Origin of the sequence: Bradyrhizobium sp. CCBAU 11361 (assembly GCF_028128935.1) — a bacterium.
GTDB classification, from domain to species: Bacteria; Pseudomonadota; Alphaproteobacteria; order Rhizobiales; family Xanthobacteraceae; genus Bradyrhizobium; species Bradyrhizobium niftali.
Map to the genome: position 1 here is coordinate 1 of NZ_LBJZ01000127.1, position 13,817 is coordinate 13,817.

At 62.6% G+C, this 13,817-nt stretch carries 14 protein-coding genes and 3 pseudogenes; 14 read left to right on the forward strand and 3 right to left on the reverse strand.

Features of this window, described 5'->3' with window-relative positions; all coding sequences use genetic code 11:
• Positions 1-249: 249 nt before the first annotated feature.
• Positions 250-513, forward strand: a complete 264-nt coding sequence (locus tag XI08_RS10865; protein ID WP_271574404.1) for a hypothetical protein — start codon at positions 250-252, stop codon at positions 511-513.
• Between the two features lie 42 nt (positions 514-555).
• Here XI08_RS10865 and XI08_RS10870 read toward each other — a convergent pair whose 3' ends face one another.
• Entirely contained in the window at positions 556-744 is a 189-nt protein-coding gene (locus XI08_RS10870; RefSeq protein ID WP_271574392.1) for a DUF3606 domain-containing protein, read from the reverse strand.
• A 103-nt stretch (positions 745-847) separates the two neighbouring features.
• Here XI08_RS10870 and XI08_RS10875 point away from each other — a divergent pair.
• Positions 848-1,413 (forward strand): annotated as a pseudogene (locus XI08_RS10875) (ATP-dependent DNA ligase); the annotation flags it as partial.
• A 412-nt stretch (positions 1,414-1,825) separates the two neighbouring features.
• Here the strand turns inward: XI08_RS10875 and XI08_RS10880 are convergent.
• Complete coding sequence (locus XI08_RS10880) at positions 1,826-2,440, reverse strand: cell envelope biogenesis protein TolA (protein ID WP_271574393.1); 615 nt, start codon at positions 2,438-2,440, stop codon at positions 1,826-1,828.
• A gap of 137 nt (positions 2,441-2,577) precedes the next feature.
• Here XI08_RS10880 and XI08_RS10885 point away from each other — a divergent pair.
• From XI08_RS10885 to XI08_RS10915, 6 genes and pseudogenes are all read left to right on the forward strand, one after another.
• Positions 2,578-3,542 (forward strand): annotated as a pseudogene (locus tag XI08_RS10885) (SDR family oxidoreductase).
• A gap of 100 nt (positions 3,543-3,642) precedes the next feature.
• On the forward strand, positions 3,643-4,788 hold the full coding sequence (locus XI08_RS10890) for an alkene reductase (RefSeq protein WP_271574394.1): 1,146 nt from the start codon (positions 3,643-3,645) through the stop codon (positions 4,786-4,788).
• 465 nt (positions 4,789-5,253) lie between these two features.
• Entirely contained in the window at positions 5,254-6,825 is a 1,572-nt protein-coding gene (locus XI08_RS10900) for a DHA2 family efflux MFS transporter permease subunit (protein WP_271574395.1), read from the forward strand.
• 386 nt (positions 6,826-7,211) lie between these two features.
• Entirely contained in the window at positions 7,212-7,874 is a 663-nt protein-coding gene (locus XI08_RS10905) for an HAD family hydrolase (RefSeq protein WP_271574396.1), read from the forward strand.
• A 68-nt stretch (positions 7,875-7,942) separates the two neighbouring features.
• Positions 7,943-8,446: an NUDIX domain-containing protein gene (locus tag XI08_RS10910; RefSeq protein ID WP_271574397.1), complete on the forward strand. Its 504-nt coding sequence runs from the start codon at positions 7,943-7,945 to the stop codon at positions 8,444-8,446.
• Positions 8,443-8,907: a metallophosphoesterase family protein gene (locus XI08_RS10915; RefSeq protein WP_271574398.1), complete on the forward strand. Its 465-nt coding sequence runs from the start codon at positions 8,443-8,445 to the stop codon at positions 8,905-8,907. The genes XI08_RS10910 and XI08_RS10915 overlap by 4 nt, the downstream gene beginning before the upstream one ends.
• An 83-nt stretch (positions 8,908-8,990) precedes the next feature.
• On the opposite strand, the gene XI08_RS10920 is transcribed toward XI08_RS10915, so the two are convergent.
• A complete protein-coding gene (locus XI08_RS10920; RefSeq protein ID WP_271574399.1) occupies positions 8,991-9,725 on the reverse strand; it encodes an SDR family NAD(P)-dependent oxidoreductase in 735 nt (244 codons plus the stop codon).
• 221 nt (positions 9,726-9,946) lie between these two features.
• Here XI08_RS10920 and XI08_RS10925 point away from each other — a divergent pair, with 221 nt between their 5' ends.
• The 6 genes and pseudogenes from XI08_RS10925 to XI08_RS10950 all read left to right on the forward strand — a co-directional run.
• Positions 9,947-10,222, forward strand: a complete 276-nt coding sequence (locus XI08_RS10925) for a hypothetical protein (RefSeq protein WP_271574400.1) — start codon at positions 9,947-9,949, stop codon at positions 10,220-10,222.
• 303 nt (positions 10,223-10,525) lie between these two features.
• Positions 10,526-11,215, forward strand: coding sequence for an isochorismatase family cysteine hydrolase (locus XI08_RS10930; RefSeq protein ID WP_271574401.1), 690 nt, complete (start codon positions 10,526-10,528; stop codon positions 11,213-11,215).
• A gap of 137 nt (positions 11,216-11,352) precedes the next feature.
• Positions 11,353-12,141 (forward strand): type 1 glutamine amidotransferase domain-containing protein, encoded by a 789-nt coding sequence (locus tag XI08_RS10935; protein WP_271574402.1) that lies wholly within the window; start codon positions 11,353-11,355, stop codon positions 12,139-12,141.
• Between the two features lie 48 nt (positions 12,142-12,189).
• Positions 12,190-12,666, forward strand: a complete 477-nt coding sequence (locus XI08_RS10940) for a cupin domain-containing protein (protein WP_161853405.1) — start codon at positions 12,190-12,192, stop codon at positions 12,664-12,666.
• A gap of 228 nt (positions 12,667-12,894) precedes the next feature.
• Positions 12,895-13,287 (forward strand): nuclear transport factor 2 family protein, encoded by a 393-nt coding sequence (locus XI08_RS10945; RefSeq protein ID WP_271574403.1) that lies wholly within the window; start codon positions 12,895-12,897, stop codon positions 13,285-13,287.
• 65 nt (positions 13,288-13,352) lie between these two features.
• A pseudogene (locus tag XI08_RS10950) lies at positions 13,353-13,817 on the forward strand (MFS transporter); the annotation flags it as partial.

The following is a 13,817-nucleotide window of genomic DNA, read 5'->3' on the forward strand; positions in this document are numbered from 1 at the left end:
GTCAGCGACGACCTCATCTTGCCACGCAGTGTGGCGGAAGGGGGCCGTCCACCCCAACACGAGAGCCCGGTGCGGCATTTGCCGCACGCGCCCAAACGAAAAGCCAGGAAGACTAAGTTCAGGGACTGGGTGTCTGCGCGTCAAAGATTCGAACGAAACCTTGAGCTCCCGGCATTGCGAATCCCAGCCATGTGTTAGCAGCCGGAACGAATGACGGACAAAACGATTCGCCAATCAGGAGCCATTTCCATGCTGATGACTAGTGAACGAAGGCCAGCGATACGGACGATGCGCGGATGGGCGATTGACGTGCTTCAGAACGCGGGCGCCATCCGCGAGTGCGAGGAGCACGGTTGGATGCAGGACCGAGCCGATCCGCATGCATGGGAGCGAGCGATCGATATCGCCCGTGAAGACCCACCAGCAGGGGTCTCCCCTGATGCAGCGGCCGTCGAGGTTCGCGATGTGCTGAACTCAATCGGTGACACCTGCCCAGAATGCCCCCCTGACTAGAAGGATCGGCGCCGAACACTGACGCCAACCCAGGCCTCCGCCTCAGCGGCCTAGCCGTTTCTCCACGCGCTTGCGCGCGTTGCCAACCTTTTTGACGGCCTTTTTCACCGCGGGTGCCGACTTTCCGGTCTTCTTCGCCTCGTACTGCACTTCGTAGTCCTGCCCGCCAGCCACCCGCGCCCGGTCCTGTTTTCGTCCACGCGCCGTCTTCGTCTTCTTCGCTACCGCCATGGGTGCCTCCTGTTGTGACATCGAAGCAACGCGACAAGGATTCGCAGGTTCCGGAACGATTCGAACTGTGCCAATTTGAATCGGCTGTAGCGTGGAGTCTTCAGTGGCGTTTGCGCGTCAAAAACCGGCGGCCATCGGCGTCAAGGCGCCCTTCCCCGGCTTCATCGAACCGGCCTTGGCCACCTCGATCGAGAAGGTGCCGTCCGGAGAGCGCTGGATTCACGAAATCAAGTTCGACGGCTACCGGGTTCAGGTCCATCTGGCCAACGAGGCGGCGAAGATCTTCACCCGGCGCGGCCACCGATTGGACGCATCGCTTCAAGAAGGTCGCCCATGACGCCTGGCGGATCAAGGCGAGCTCGGCCGTGGTGGATGGCGAAATCGTGGTAGCGGCCGTCGATGGCACCACCGACTTCTCGGTCCTGCAGAACGAGCTCAAGGGCAAGTCGACGAGCATCATGCTTGTGGCGTTCGATCTGCTCTATCTGAACGGCCGCGATCTGCGGAAGCTACCGCTCTTTCGGCGCAAGGCCGAACTCAAGAAGATCCTAAGCGGCACCGACATCCAGTTCAGCGAAAGTTTCGAGATAGACGGCCGCGAGATGTTCGCGCATGCCTGCAAGCTCGGCCTTGAGGGCGTCGTCTCAAAGGTCCGGGGTGGCGCCTACGCGCCACCGCCTTGGGCAGTGTGGATGCTCCGCGCCCCGGGGCCCGCTGGATCGGCGCTCACCCCAGTCATGGATGCGTTCGTGGCAGCGTTTCGGCAGAAGGGAAATGACGGCAAAGGCGATGGGTACCTTCCGCATTTGGGGTCTCGTCGCATCAAGAGCAAAGCTTGAGTGCGACGACCGGCTGTCTGCCTTCCAGCTCGGCCAAGTGGCCGCGCGAAGATAAGGCAGCTCCCGCATGAGAGAGTCCGCTTTGCGCCACAAGCGGCCTGTCGCAGAAGAGTCTCCGTTGGCTCGCGACCGGAGGCAGGCATCCATCGAAATCTTGAGACCAGACCGTCGGGATGAAAGCGATTCCCGAACGATGAACGCTTGAAGGGGACCGCTGGCCTGCACCGTGGGTACGGCCAAGACTAACCTCGCTCGCGGCGCAGCGCAGCTTCCAATCGTTCCTTCTCCTTATCCCAGCGAGCTTTTTCGGCTTGCAATCTCTTCTCGAGAGCCTCGACCTCGGCCTGGATGACGGCGGCCCGCTTCCCGTGCTCCTGCTCGGCCTTGTCCAATGCAGCCTGCGCCTTGTCGATGGCCTGCTGACGCCGTTCACGGTCCTTCTGCCTCGTGGCTTCTTCCTTCGCCCGTTCACGCTCGACACGCTTCTGCTCCTTTTCGAAGGCGAGAGCGGCCTTTCGTTCCGCCGCCTTGTCGAGGGGGCGAGAGGAAGGTTTTTTCGCCTTTGGACCTTTCGACTTGCGGGCGGCTTTTGTTGGTCCTCCGCCGCCAAGATCGGTGGGGAGCTCGGCATGTTCGCTGAAAGGTCGGTCGGTTCCAACCGGGCGCCTGAGAACGACGCCGGGTTTTGCCATGGTCGCGGCGACGACCTCCGGATCGTGGCTCTCCTTTGCCGCGCCCTGATGGAAGAGATTACTGTCGGCGCCCCACGCCACCAGAGCCGCCTTCATGGATGGCGCAGCGATCGCCTGATCGAAAAAGCCCAGCGAGGTCTGATAGGTCTTCAATTTTCTGGCCATCGGTCTGATCTGTCCTTACCGAAATCGTCCGCCTCGCGCGCCGGGGCGCCTGCGGAACACGACGCGGCCCGAAGCGTTCCCCAATCCTTGAAGGACATCCGTGCATTTCGCAACGCGCTCCTAAGGAATGGCCTCGAATGAGCCGGACGTCGACCCTGCCCAAGCGCCTGCAGCCGATGCTCGCTACTCTTACCGACGCGCCGTTCGACGACCCCGACTGGGTTTTCGAGGACAAGTACGATGGCTTCCGGATGATCGCGGAAATCCGGCGGGGCAAGGTTGCGCTCTACAGCCGCAACGGCAAGATCATCAGCCGTAGCTATATCGAGGTCGCGGAAGCGCTGGAGGGCGTGAAGGGCGACGCCGTGATCGACGGCGAGCTCGTCGCGATCGGAAAGGTTGGCGTCTCGCATTTCCAGCTGCTTCAAAACGCGCTGCGCCATGAAGCGAAGCTGCAATCGCCGCTCAGGAAATTGACCCGAGCGGCAAGCGTGCCGTCGTCCAGGTCGGTGATATCGCGCTCCCCGGCACCGGCGAAGACATGGTGAAGGTTGCGCTCGAACGCTTTGGGCGACTCGATGTCCTGTTCAACAATGCCGGCATCTTCGGCCCCAAGCCGTTCCTCGAGCTCACCGAAGTCGAATACGACCGCTTCATCGACACGATCCTGAAAGGCAAGTTCTTCGCTGCGCAGGCCGCCGCGAAGGCGATGAAGGACGCCGGCCATGGTGGTGCGATCGTGCAGACGGGCTCGATGTGGGGCCTCCAGGCGATCGGCGCCACGCCGTCCTCCGCGTACTCCGCCGCGAACGGCGGCGTCCATGCGCTCGTCAAGAACCTCGCAATCGAGCTTGCACCCTACAAGATCCGCGTGAACGCGATCGCGCCGGGGGTGATCGAAACGCCGGTCTACAACACCTTCCTGACGCCGGAGCAGGTCAAGGCCGTCCTGCCGACCTTCAATGCGATGCATCCGCTCGGACGCAACGGCCAGCCGGCTGACGCAGCCGAAGCCCTCCTCTTCCTCGCTTCTGACCAGGCGAGCTTCATCACCGGCGTCATCCTTCCGGTCGACGGCGGCATCATGGCCGGCCGGCAGTGACCCGCACCTCCCAACTGCCCAAGGCCAATGCGTCCCGCGCGGGACGCAGCACTTCAACTCGCGCCCACGGGGCGCAGCCTCAATACTACGGAGAATTCCGATGGATAAACATGCCGAAAAGAAACTATTCACGCCTGTGCAGGTCGGACCGCTCACGCTGAAGCATCGTGTGGTCATGCCGCCGATGAGCCGGCTGCGCGCGCAGCCGGGAACCGGCATCCCGAGCGACCTGCAGCTTGAATATTACACGCAGCGTGCATCGAACGGCGGCTTGATCATCACCGAGGCGACGGCGATCGCACCGTCTGCGCGCGGCTATTATCACGCGCCCGGCCTCTACACGGACGATCAGATCGCGGGTTGGAAGCGCATCACCGATGCGGTTCACGCGAAGGGCGCCTATTTCTTCACGCAGCTTTGGCACGCCGGCCGCACCACGCACATCTCGATCACGGGCTCGGAACCCGTCACCGCTTCGGTCGATCCGGCCTATTGGGCTGATACGAGCATCACCGTGGACACGCCCGACGGGTTCGAGCCGACGTCGCCGCACCGTGCGCTCGAGACGGCGGAGATCGCCACGATCCTGGAGCAGTATCGCAGCGCCGCGCAGAACGCGAAGGCCGCCGGCTTCGACGGTGTCGAGCTCATGGCTGCGAACGGACACCTGGTCGACCAGTTCCTGCAAGACAACACGAACAAACGCACCGACCAGTATGGCGGCTCGATCGAGAACCGGACGCGGTTTCTAGCCGAGGTCGTCCAAACGCTGGCCGACGTCTGGGGCGCCGATCGCGTCGGTGTCCGGCTCGCGCCGAGCGGCACGTTCAACGGCATGGGCGACAGCGACCCGCGAGCCCTGTTCCGCCACGTTGCAGAGCGGCTCAACGACTTCGGCCTTGCCTACCTGCATCTCATCGAGCCGCGCGTGAAGGGCGGTGAAACAATCGCGGAGGCGCAGGCGCCTGCCGCCGCGCAGGAACTGAGCAAGATCTTTCGGGGACCGGTGATCGCCGTGGGCGGATTCAACCCGGAGACGGCCGAGGCGAGCGTCGCCAACGGCGATGCCAGCCTGATCGCCTTCGGGCGGCACTTCATCGCCAATCCCGACCTGCCGAAGCGCATCGAACTCGGACTGCCGCTCAACCCCTACGACCGCAGCACGTTCTATGGCTACACCGGTCGTGGTTACACCGACTATCCGTTCTACGAGGCCACGGTGCCCGATCCGCTTCCCGCGGCCTGAGATATCCGCAACCGCCCTGCCGGATGCATCCCGGCAGGGCTCTGTCACTGTCAGGTCGCGGTGTCAGGAATCCGTGCGGCGGTTCGGACAGTGTTTTGTTTCCGGCGCGAGCTTCACGCCGTATCTCCCGCAACCGACGAGGCGCTTCACCGGATCGCAGCGCGAGGCCATGTCCGCCTCGTCGCCGCGACAACAATCGGCAAGGCGATGTCTATGCCGAGCGCATCCAGGCGATCGCGGCCGAGGCCGGGGCTGGCTACATCCGATCGCGGCCACGCGGCGGCGACTGGAACGAGGATCTCAAAGCGTTGCCGGCGAGATTTCCCGTCCCCAATTCGTCGCGTTCGCGTGAGAGCTCGCCTTCAATCCGAATATTGACGGCCGCCTTTGCTTGACTGGGCAAGGCCGCGTGTTACTGTTGCCTAAACCTATCGATAGATAGATAACGTTTGGAGGCGACAGGTAATGACGGCGACGCCGGCGCCAGGGGACGAGACACTTCCGCCGCCGGCGACAGCGCCGTTTTCGGGCCGCAAGCTGCGCATGTTGCTGTGCTGCGCCGGCGCGCCGTTCCTCATCATGCTCGACACCAACATCGTCGCGGTGTCGCTGCCGTCGATCGCGCGCGACCTCAAGGGCGGCTTCACCGACGTCGAATGGGTGGTGAGCGCCTACATCCTTCCCTTTGCCGCGCTCTTGATGCCCGCCGGCGCGCTCGCCGATCGACTCGGACGCCGGCGCATGTTGCTCCTCGGATTGTCGATCTTCACATTCGCCTCTTTGCTGTGTGGCGCGGCGCCCGATCTGCTCACGCTCAACGCGGCGCGCGCGTTGCAGGCGATCAGCGCCGCCCTGCAGCTCACATCCTCGCTCGCCGTTGTCGCCCAGGGCTTCGAGACGCATGAGCGCGCCAGGGTCTACGCGATCTGGGGCACGGTAATGGGAATGGCGCCTCCGCTCGGGCCCATCGTCGGAGGTCTGGTCACGTCCGACCTTGGATGGCGATGGGCCTTCTACATCAACCTGCCCCTGGGCGCAGGGTTGATCGCGCTCGCCCTCACCTCGGTTGGCGAGTCGCGCGACCCGAAAGCGTCGGGTCTCGACTATCCGGGAATCGTGCTCTTCGGCTCCGGCCTGTTCAGCGTGGTGTGGGCGCTCATCGACGCCAACAGCGTCGGTTGGGAGAGCCCGCGCACGATCCTGCGCCTCGTCGTCGGCGCGATCCTGCTGGTCGCCTTCGTCTTCGCCGAACGCCGGCATCCGCGCCCGATGATCGACCTGTCGATCTTTCGCGATCCGACCGTTGTCGGCGCCGCGGTCGCGATGCTCGGTTATGCAGCGGCTGCTCAGGTCATGATGACGATCCTGCCGCTCTATCTGCAGGATGCCTTCGTTCTTTCGCCGGCCATCGCCGGCCTTGCCATGACGCCCTTCGCCCTGCCGCTGCTGATCGGTCCGAGCATCGGCGGCAGGCTTGCAGCAAGCATGTCGAGCCGAGCGATCCTGTGTTTCGGCCTCGGCCTGGTCGCGATCGGCAACGCCATCGCGGCAACCGCCGTCCTCGTTGACCTCGCCTATTGGCCGGCCGCGATCGGCATGTTCATAACCGGGTCGGGCGCTGGGCTGCTGAACAGCGAGACGGCGAAAGCGCAAGTCAGCTCGGTGCCGCCCGAGCGTGCCGGCATGGCCTCCGGCCTTGCCAGCACGACGCGGTCCATCGGCATCATCGCCGGCGTCGCCGGTCTCGGCGCGGTCCTCGCCGGCGTCGCGGAAGCCAACCTGCGCAACCTCGGGACATCGCTTGTGCCCGACCACGCGGTCGACTGGCACGATCTCAGCCTGCGCATCGTCGGCGGCGACGCGCAAGGCGCGTTGGCCGCGCTGCCGGTTCCCATCCAGAACGCCCTCGCCGGCGCCGTGCATGCCAGCGTGGGCGCCGGTTTCGGCGCGGTGCTTATCGTCGCGACGTTCATCGCCGTCCTTTCAAGCCTGGCGAGCTGGCGGCTGATCCGGACCGGAGGAAACAGCCCGTCCTAAAGCACCCTTGTCGAACTTCGGTCGGGCAGCGCGGCAGTCGACGTGTTCGGATTGGCGCTCGCGCGATCGTTCTTGCGAGCCATCTGCTAAATTCGCTCGTTCCGAATAGCGAAATTCGCCGTAAACGTTTGTTCCCCGATGCCAACAAAAATACCAACAACACGAACGGCTGCAGTGAGTAGCGATTTGCTGCGGCTAACTTTTAGGTGTGTTTTCAATGCCCGCGACAATTTTCGCAAAAGAATCAGGAATCGAACTAATGAAGTAAGCTATTGTTATTTTCAGCTTGGTGCCCCTGGCCGAATCTCAACCGCATATGGCGAAGAACACGCTTTAGGCCGACTGGTATACGAAACTAGCTCGCTCCAACCGTGGAGGACTGTGAGTTGCCGAAAGCCGCTATATTCGATCTAGACGGCACGCTTCTGGACTCGGTGGATCTCCACGCGCTGGCATGGCAGGAAGCTCTGCTCAAGTTCGGCCACGAGGTAAGCTTCGAACAGGTGAGGGGCCAGATCGGCAAGGGAGGAGACAAACTCATTCCCGTCTTCCTGTCCGCTGACGAACAAAAAGACCACGGCAAAGAGGTGGAAGAGTGGCGCGGCGATCGTTTTAAGAAAGAATATCTGCGGATCGTGCGTCCCTTCTCGGCGGTCCCGGACCTGCTGCGACGCGTGCGCGAGGCTGGACTTCAGATCGCAATTGCTTCCTCGGCCAAGAAGGACGAAGTCGACAAGTACCTCGACATCGCAAGCATCACCGACCTGGTGGACCTCACAACTTCTTCCGACGACGTGGAGCAATCCAAGCCGGTGCCGGACATCTTCGAGATCGTTCTCAAGAAGCTTAAGATGGAAAGCGCCGACGCCGTCGCTATCGGCGACACGCCGTACGATGCGGAAGCGGCGGGGAAGGCGGGAGTTCCCACGGTGGGCGTACTCTGCGGAGGCTTCACGGAGGACGAATTGCGGAAAGCCGGGTGCGCCGAGGTATATCCGGGGCCTGCTGGGCTTCTAGCCTGTTTCGAACGTTCGTTGTTGCGCAAGTAGCCAGTCGTTGCTTCTCAGATCCTCCGCCATTGCTTTGCATTCGGTCCGCGCCGCAAAATAGGAGCGATATGGCTGCGCTGAAAAAAACTTCCAGGAGATCGACGTTGAGCGCGGGCATTCTGGCCTACCGCAAGGGCGCTCGCGGGCTCGAGGTCCTGCTCGTTCACCCCGGCGGTCCGTTCTGGCGCAAGAAGGACGATGGCGCCTGGTCGATTCCGAAGGGAGAAATCGACGCCGCGGATGCTCCAGAGCAGGTCGCGCGGCGCGAGTTTGCCGAGGAGCTCGGCCACAGCGCTTCGATTGGTACACTCCAACCGCTCGGGGAGATCCGGCAGCGAGGAGGGAAGCGCGTCATCGCATTCGCAGGCGAAGGCCATTTTGACCCGGCTGCGCTGACCAGCAATACCTTCGATATCGAATGGCCGCCCCGAAGCGGTCGACGGCAGAGCTTTCCCGAACTAGACCGCGCGGAATGGTTCGAAATCGAATCCGCACGGACCAAGATGCTGTCCGCTCAGGTCGAACTTCTCGATCGTTTTTTGGCGGTCGCGGCTGAGAGCGACGGAAAATGATGTTCAGGATTGGAATCATTTCGGACACGCACGGCCTGTTGAGGCCTGAGGCGGAACGAGGCCTGACGGGCGTCGATCACATCATTCATGCCGGCGACATCGGGCGCCCCGAGATCATCGACGCGCTTCGCCGGATCGCGCCTGTCACCGCCATCCGTGGAAACGTGGACAGTGGCGAGTGGGCTCGCGAATACCCCGACACGAACCTTGTGCGCTTGGCGGGAAAGTCGATCTACGTTCTGCACGACCTGAAGACGCTGCAGGCCCATCCCGGCGCCGGCATCGACGTCATCGTCTCCGGGCATTCCCACGTGCCGAAGATCGACACGGTCGGTGGCGTCCTCTATCTGAATCCCGGCAGCGCGGGACGGCGGCGCTTCAAGCTGCCGATCACGCTTGCGACGCTCGAAGTCACGCCTGAGGGCATGCGACCGGAAATCCACGACCTTGGAGGCGACTGAACACAAGCCCGCGAGGGAATTCACAGCGGAGGAGGTGAAGGCGTTAATTCGTTCCGTTTGCCGGTTACGCCCGAAGGGAAGCGCTATTTGCGCGGACGTTCTCGTTCGCGCACGACATCCTTCGCCCGCTTGTCGGACCTGAGCCCGAGGTAGACGGGTTGGCGCAGTTCGCCCTTGCTCGTCCACTCCGCGAATTTCACCTCGGCCACCAGCGACGGCCTGACCCAGGTCGTGGCGGCCTCGTCCTTCACTTTGGCAGGGAAGGGTGATTTAGGGGTCGTCAGCTTCACGAGCTTGGCATGGAGGTCTTCCAGGGCCTTGTGGCTAAAGCCAGTGCCGACATGTCCGATGTATCGCCATGCGTCGCCTTCCCGCACGGCGAGGACCAAGGCGCCGAAGAACGGCCTGGTGCGCCTGGGCGCCGTGAAGCCGGCGATCACCACTTCCTGTCGCTTTGCGGTCTTGATCCTCAGCCAATCCGGGGTCCGGCTTCCGGACGCATACGCGCTGTCGGCGCGCTTCGCCATGATGCCTTCGAGACCCCTCTGTTCGGCCTCGGCGAAGAATTTCGTGCCGTTCGCTTTACGGTGATGGCTGAAGGCGATCAGCTTGTTGCGCGGCAGAATCGCCTTCAGTCGCTTCTTACGCTCGAGGAAGGGGTGTTTGCGCAAGTCCGCTGCATTCTCGAACATGAGATCGAAGGCGCCGCGGCCGTTGACCACGACGGACCCGCCCTCTGCGACGAACCGGGTCGCGACCTCCTTGCCGATGCCCGAGCTACCACCTGTGACGATCGCGACCTTATCCTGAAAGCGCATGAAAACTCTCCTGAAAATCTACCTATTGATAGATCAATTTGCCACCGAGATTAATCGCTGGAAATCTTCGTCGTCAAATTCTATCTATCGATAGAGAGGAACAGAAATATGATGCGAGCGGTTGGCGCGCGGCGGCCTGGGTGAAACAAAGCGGTCGGTTCGTGCACCACAGCCGCCGCCATTACGCGCCGTTGCCTCGACGATGCGAGAGGGATGCCGAAATGACCATGAATTCTGAACTGTCCGCTGCGGCAGCGACCGAGCTGCACAATCGGGTCGCTCGGCAGGTGGTCGCACAGATCATCAACGAGACCAGAGCGGCGGGCGGCGCCTATTCGGACCTTCTCGTCATCTGCGAAAGCGTCCTGGTTGGCGTCGTCATCGAGTGCTTCAGGCTTGGCCACGACAGCAAGGTGATCGACCTCGTCTTCACCGCTGCCAAGGATCGTCTTGCGAGAGTGCGATTGGAAGATCTCGACGCCAAGGGTACAAGCTGAGAGCGTCTTGAGCGGGCCGTTCCTTCCGCCTCGCCGACGGCAGTCAATGGCGAGGGCGTTGATTTGCTCGACGCTGACTGGCGCATATCTACCGATAGAGGTGTGGCGACCGTGACGGCAAAGTGAGCGGCGCGACCAGTGTACCCACCCTTTCAGTCAACCAACACGTTGTCGGTCTATCGATAGATAGAGCTTGACTGGACGACGTAGCTCCATTAGTCCGCTATCTATCGATAGATATGGCTGTCTTTACAGACCATACGCTGCGCAGTCAGCGCTCGCCAAATCACAAGGAGCTTTCAAATGTTGTTCGAACACAAGGTCAATATGGAAATCAGCGGCGATCGGACCGCGCTCGTGCTTGTCGATATCCAGAACGACTTCCTCACTGACGGCGGCAAATATTTCGTCATGATCGAGGAGCTGATGAAGAAGAACAACGTGAATGCCAACCTGGAAGCCTTGCTTCGGGCTGCCAAGGATCACGGCTATCCGGTGTTCATGTCGCCTCATTACTTCTTTCCGCACGATCACAAAGGCAAGACCCGCCTGAGCCCGATGGAAGACCTTGCGCTCCACGGGGGAGTCGTCGAGCGCGAGAGCCCGCTTCACACCCACGATGTCCCCGGCGGCGGCGCCGACATTCCCGACCGGTTTAAGCAATACATGGAAGACGAGAATACAACGGTCGTGTCGCGCCATGTCACCTACGCGCCCACGAACGACCTCGCCTATATGCTGCGTCGAAGGAGGATCGAGACGGTCATCATGGCCGGTCCCGTAGCGAACCTCTGCCTCGAAGATCACATGCGCAACCTCATTCGAGATGGCTTTGAGACCGTGATGGTCCGCGACGCCGTCGCCGCAGCGGCGAACGAGGAAGGCTCTGGCCTGGACGCCGCCATGATCAACTGGCGCTTCATGGCAAACGCGGTGTGGACCACGGAAGAGACCGTGCGCCGGATGGCCGAGGCGGCCAAGGCGACCGCCTGAAATCGACGCGGCCCGCGCAGACCGTCGCCAAAGAAACGACCATCGAACATGGCGCGCCGCCGAGACTTTGAGTTGCGCGTCCACTCAGCATCAGCCGCAAGCAAGCACAACCGACTTTTCGATCACAGGAGATTCAAATGAGTAAGGGCACTATGCTCGTCATCGGTTCGAACGGGACCGAGCTTGAGGCAAAGGGCGGCGGCACGATCACGATCGGCCAATTCCTGAACGAAACCGCCGTCCCGCTGATGACGCTCGTGGCCGCCGGCTACGATTTCGTCCTCGCCACCCCGACCGGCGAGAAGCCGCACATGGACAAGGACTCGGATGCGCTGATCTACTTCGCGCAGGACAACGAGGCCCGCACCAAGGCTCGCAATTTCTTCAACAACGATCCTGCCATGAACGACGTCCGGACGATCCGCTCGGTGATCGATGCCGGACTTGATCGGTTCGCCGGCGTCTTCTTCCCGGGTGGCCATGCGCCCATCGTAGACGTGATGCAGGACCCCGACGCGGGCGAAGTGCTTCGCTACTTCCACGGTGCCAACAAGCCCACCGCCGCGATCTGCCACGGCCCGATCAGCGTTCTTGCCGCGCTCGACAAGGCACGCGAATTCCGCGCGGCCCTGATCGACGGCAACGAGGTGAAGGCGCGCGAGCTGGGTAAGGGCTGGCAGTATGCCGGCTATCGCATGACCGTCTTCTCGCGCAGCGAGGAGGAATATGCCGAAGATAACGTCTTCCACAAGAAGCTGATCTTCAACATGCCCGACGCGCTCGAAGCAGCGGGCGCCAAGGTCGTCAACGCCGACAACTTCACCTCGTTCGTCGTTGTCGACCGCGAGTTGATTACCGCTCAGAACCCGATGTCGGACCACGAGCTCGCCGCGAAGTTTATCGAGGCCCTCAAGAACGCGGCCTGAGGCCGCCTCGTCACCGTCACCAGCAGAGCAACACAAAGGCGAAGTAACATGAAGTTCCGATCACTCGCGGTAGCAGGCCTCGCACTATTTGCTTTCACGACCTCCTCGCAGGCGCAGGACGCGTCCTTTCCTCCGGCCAACGGCGGTACGTCGGTCACCAATCCGGCGAGCCACTATTCCTTCACCGACACCGGCGCGAGGGGCGTGAACCCCGAGACCGGCATCCAGGTTTCGAACGTCTGGGGTAACGTCACGCAGGGCGCTCACGGCGCGTTCTTCCGCTTCGATCCGGGGTTTGTGAGCAAGCTCCATACCCATACCTACGACTACTATGCGGTCGTCATCAAAGGTCAGCTGGAGAACTACCAGCCGGGCCAGAAGCAGGTGAAGCTGGGACCGGGTTCGTACTGGTATCAGCGCGGCAAGGAGGCTCACACGACCGCGTGCGTTTCCAAGGAGCCGTGCCAGATCTACATCGTCCAGCAAAACAAGTTCGACGCGCAGATCCCCCCCAAGACGGAATAGGCGATAATCGCACCCCTGTCGAACGTCTCTCGGCGGATCGTCGAGCAGCCGTTCTCCTCGCGGCGCGTTGCAAATCCCCCGCAGCAGCGCGCCGCGTGACGAGCATCCCGCCGTGACAGCGGCCCGGCCAGGCCATCGCGCTGCCGCCCGCCCGCCGGGTCACCCACGCATGGAAACTCTTCATCCGCGACGGCACGCGCCGTCGACGACACACGATTGGACATCACCATGACGACCGAAAGTATCTCCGAACAGAACAAGAAGACCGTTCTAGCCTTCTACAAGGAGGCCCATTTCGACGGCGACGTCGATGGCGCCATCGCCCGCTATGTCGGCGACACCTACATCCAGCACACCCCGGCCGCTGAGGACGGTGTCGAGGGCCTGCGCGCCTACATCAACTTCTTCCTGAAGACCTTCCCGAACGCCAAGGGCGACATTCGCCGCGTCATCGCCGACGGCGACATCGTCGCCGTTCACGCCCACTGGACCGGCCTCATCGGCCCGAATGGCGATGTCGGCGTCGACATCTTCCGTGTCGCAGACGGCAAGCTCGTCGAGCACTGGGACGTCCTCGCCTCCATCCCCGACGCGTCGAAGAACGACAACACGATGTTCTGACGCCCCGGTCGGGGCCGCTACGGCGGCCCGCAACGCGTGGGTGCGGACGCGCAGGAGATATCATCGTGGCCAATCGCAACACAAATCTGACCAACCCACCGGTGGAGGCGGTGGTCGACGCGATCAGCGCTACGCCTGGCTTCTTCGGCTGGCGGGTCGTCGCCGCAGCTTTCACCCTCGCGGTGTTCGGCTGGGGCACCGGCTTCTATGGCCCACCCGTCTATCTCGAGGTCGTGCGCCAATCGCGAGGCTGGCCGATCGCGCTCATCTCAGGCGCCGTGACCCTGCATTTCCTGGTCGGCCTCGCCCTCATCCCGAACCTGCCCGACTTTTATCGGCGCTTTGGACTGCCGATCGTCACCGTCGCTGGCGGTGTCGTCATGGCGATCGGCGTTCTGGGCTGGGCCCTGGCGAATGCGCCGTGGCAGCTCTACGCGGCCGCGTTCTTGTCCGGTATCGGATGGTCCGTCCTCGGCGCGGTCGCCGTCAACGCCATCGTCTCCCCCTGGTTTGCCGCCAAACGCCCTTTG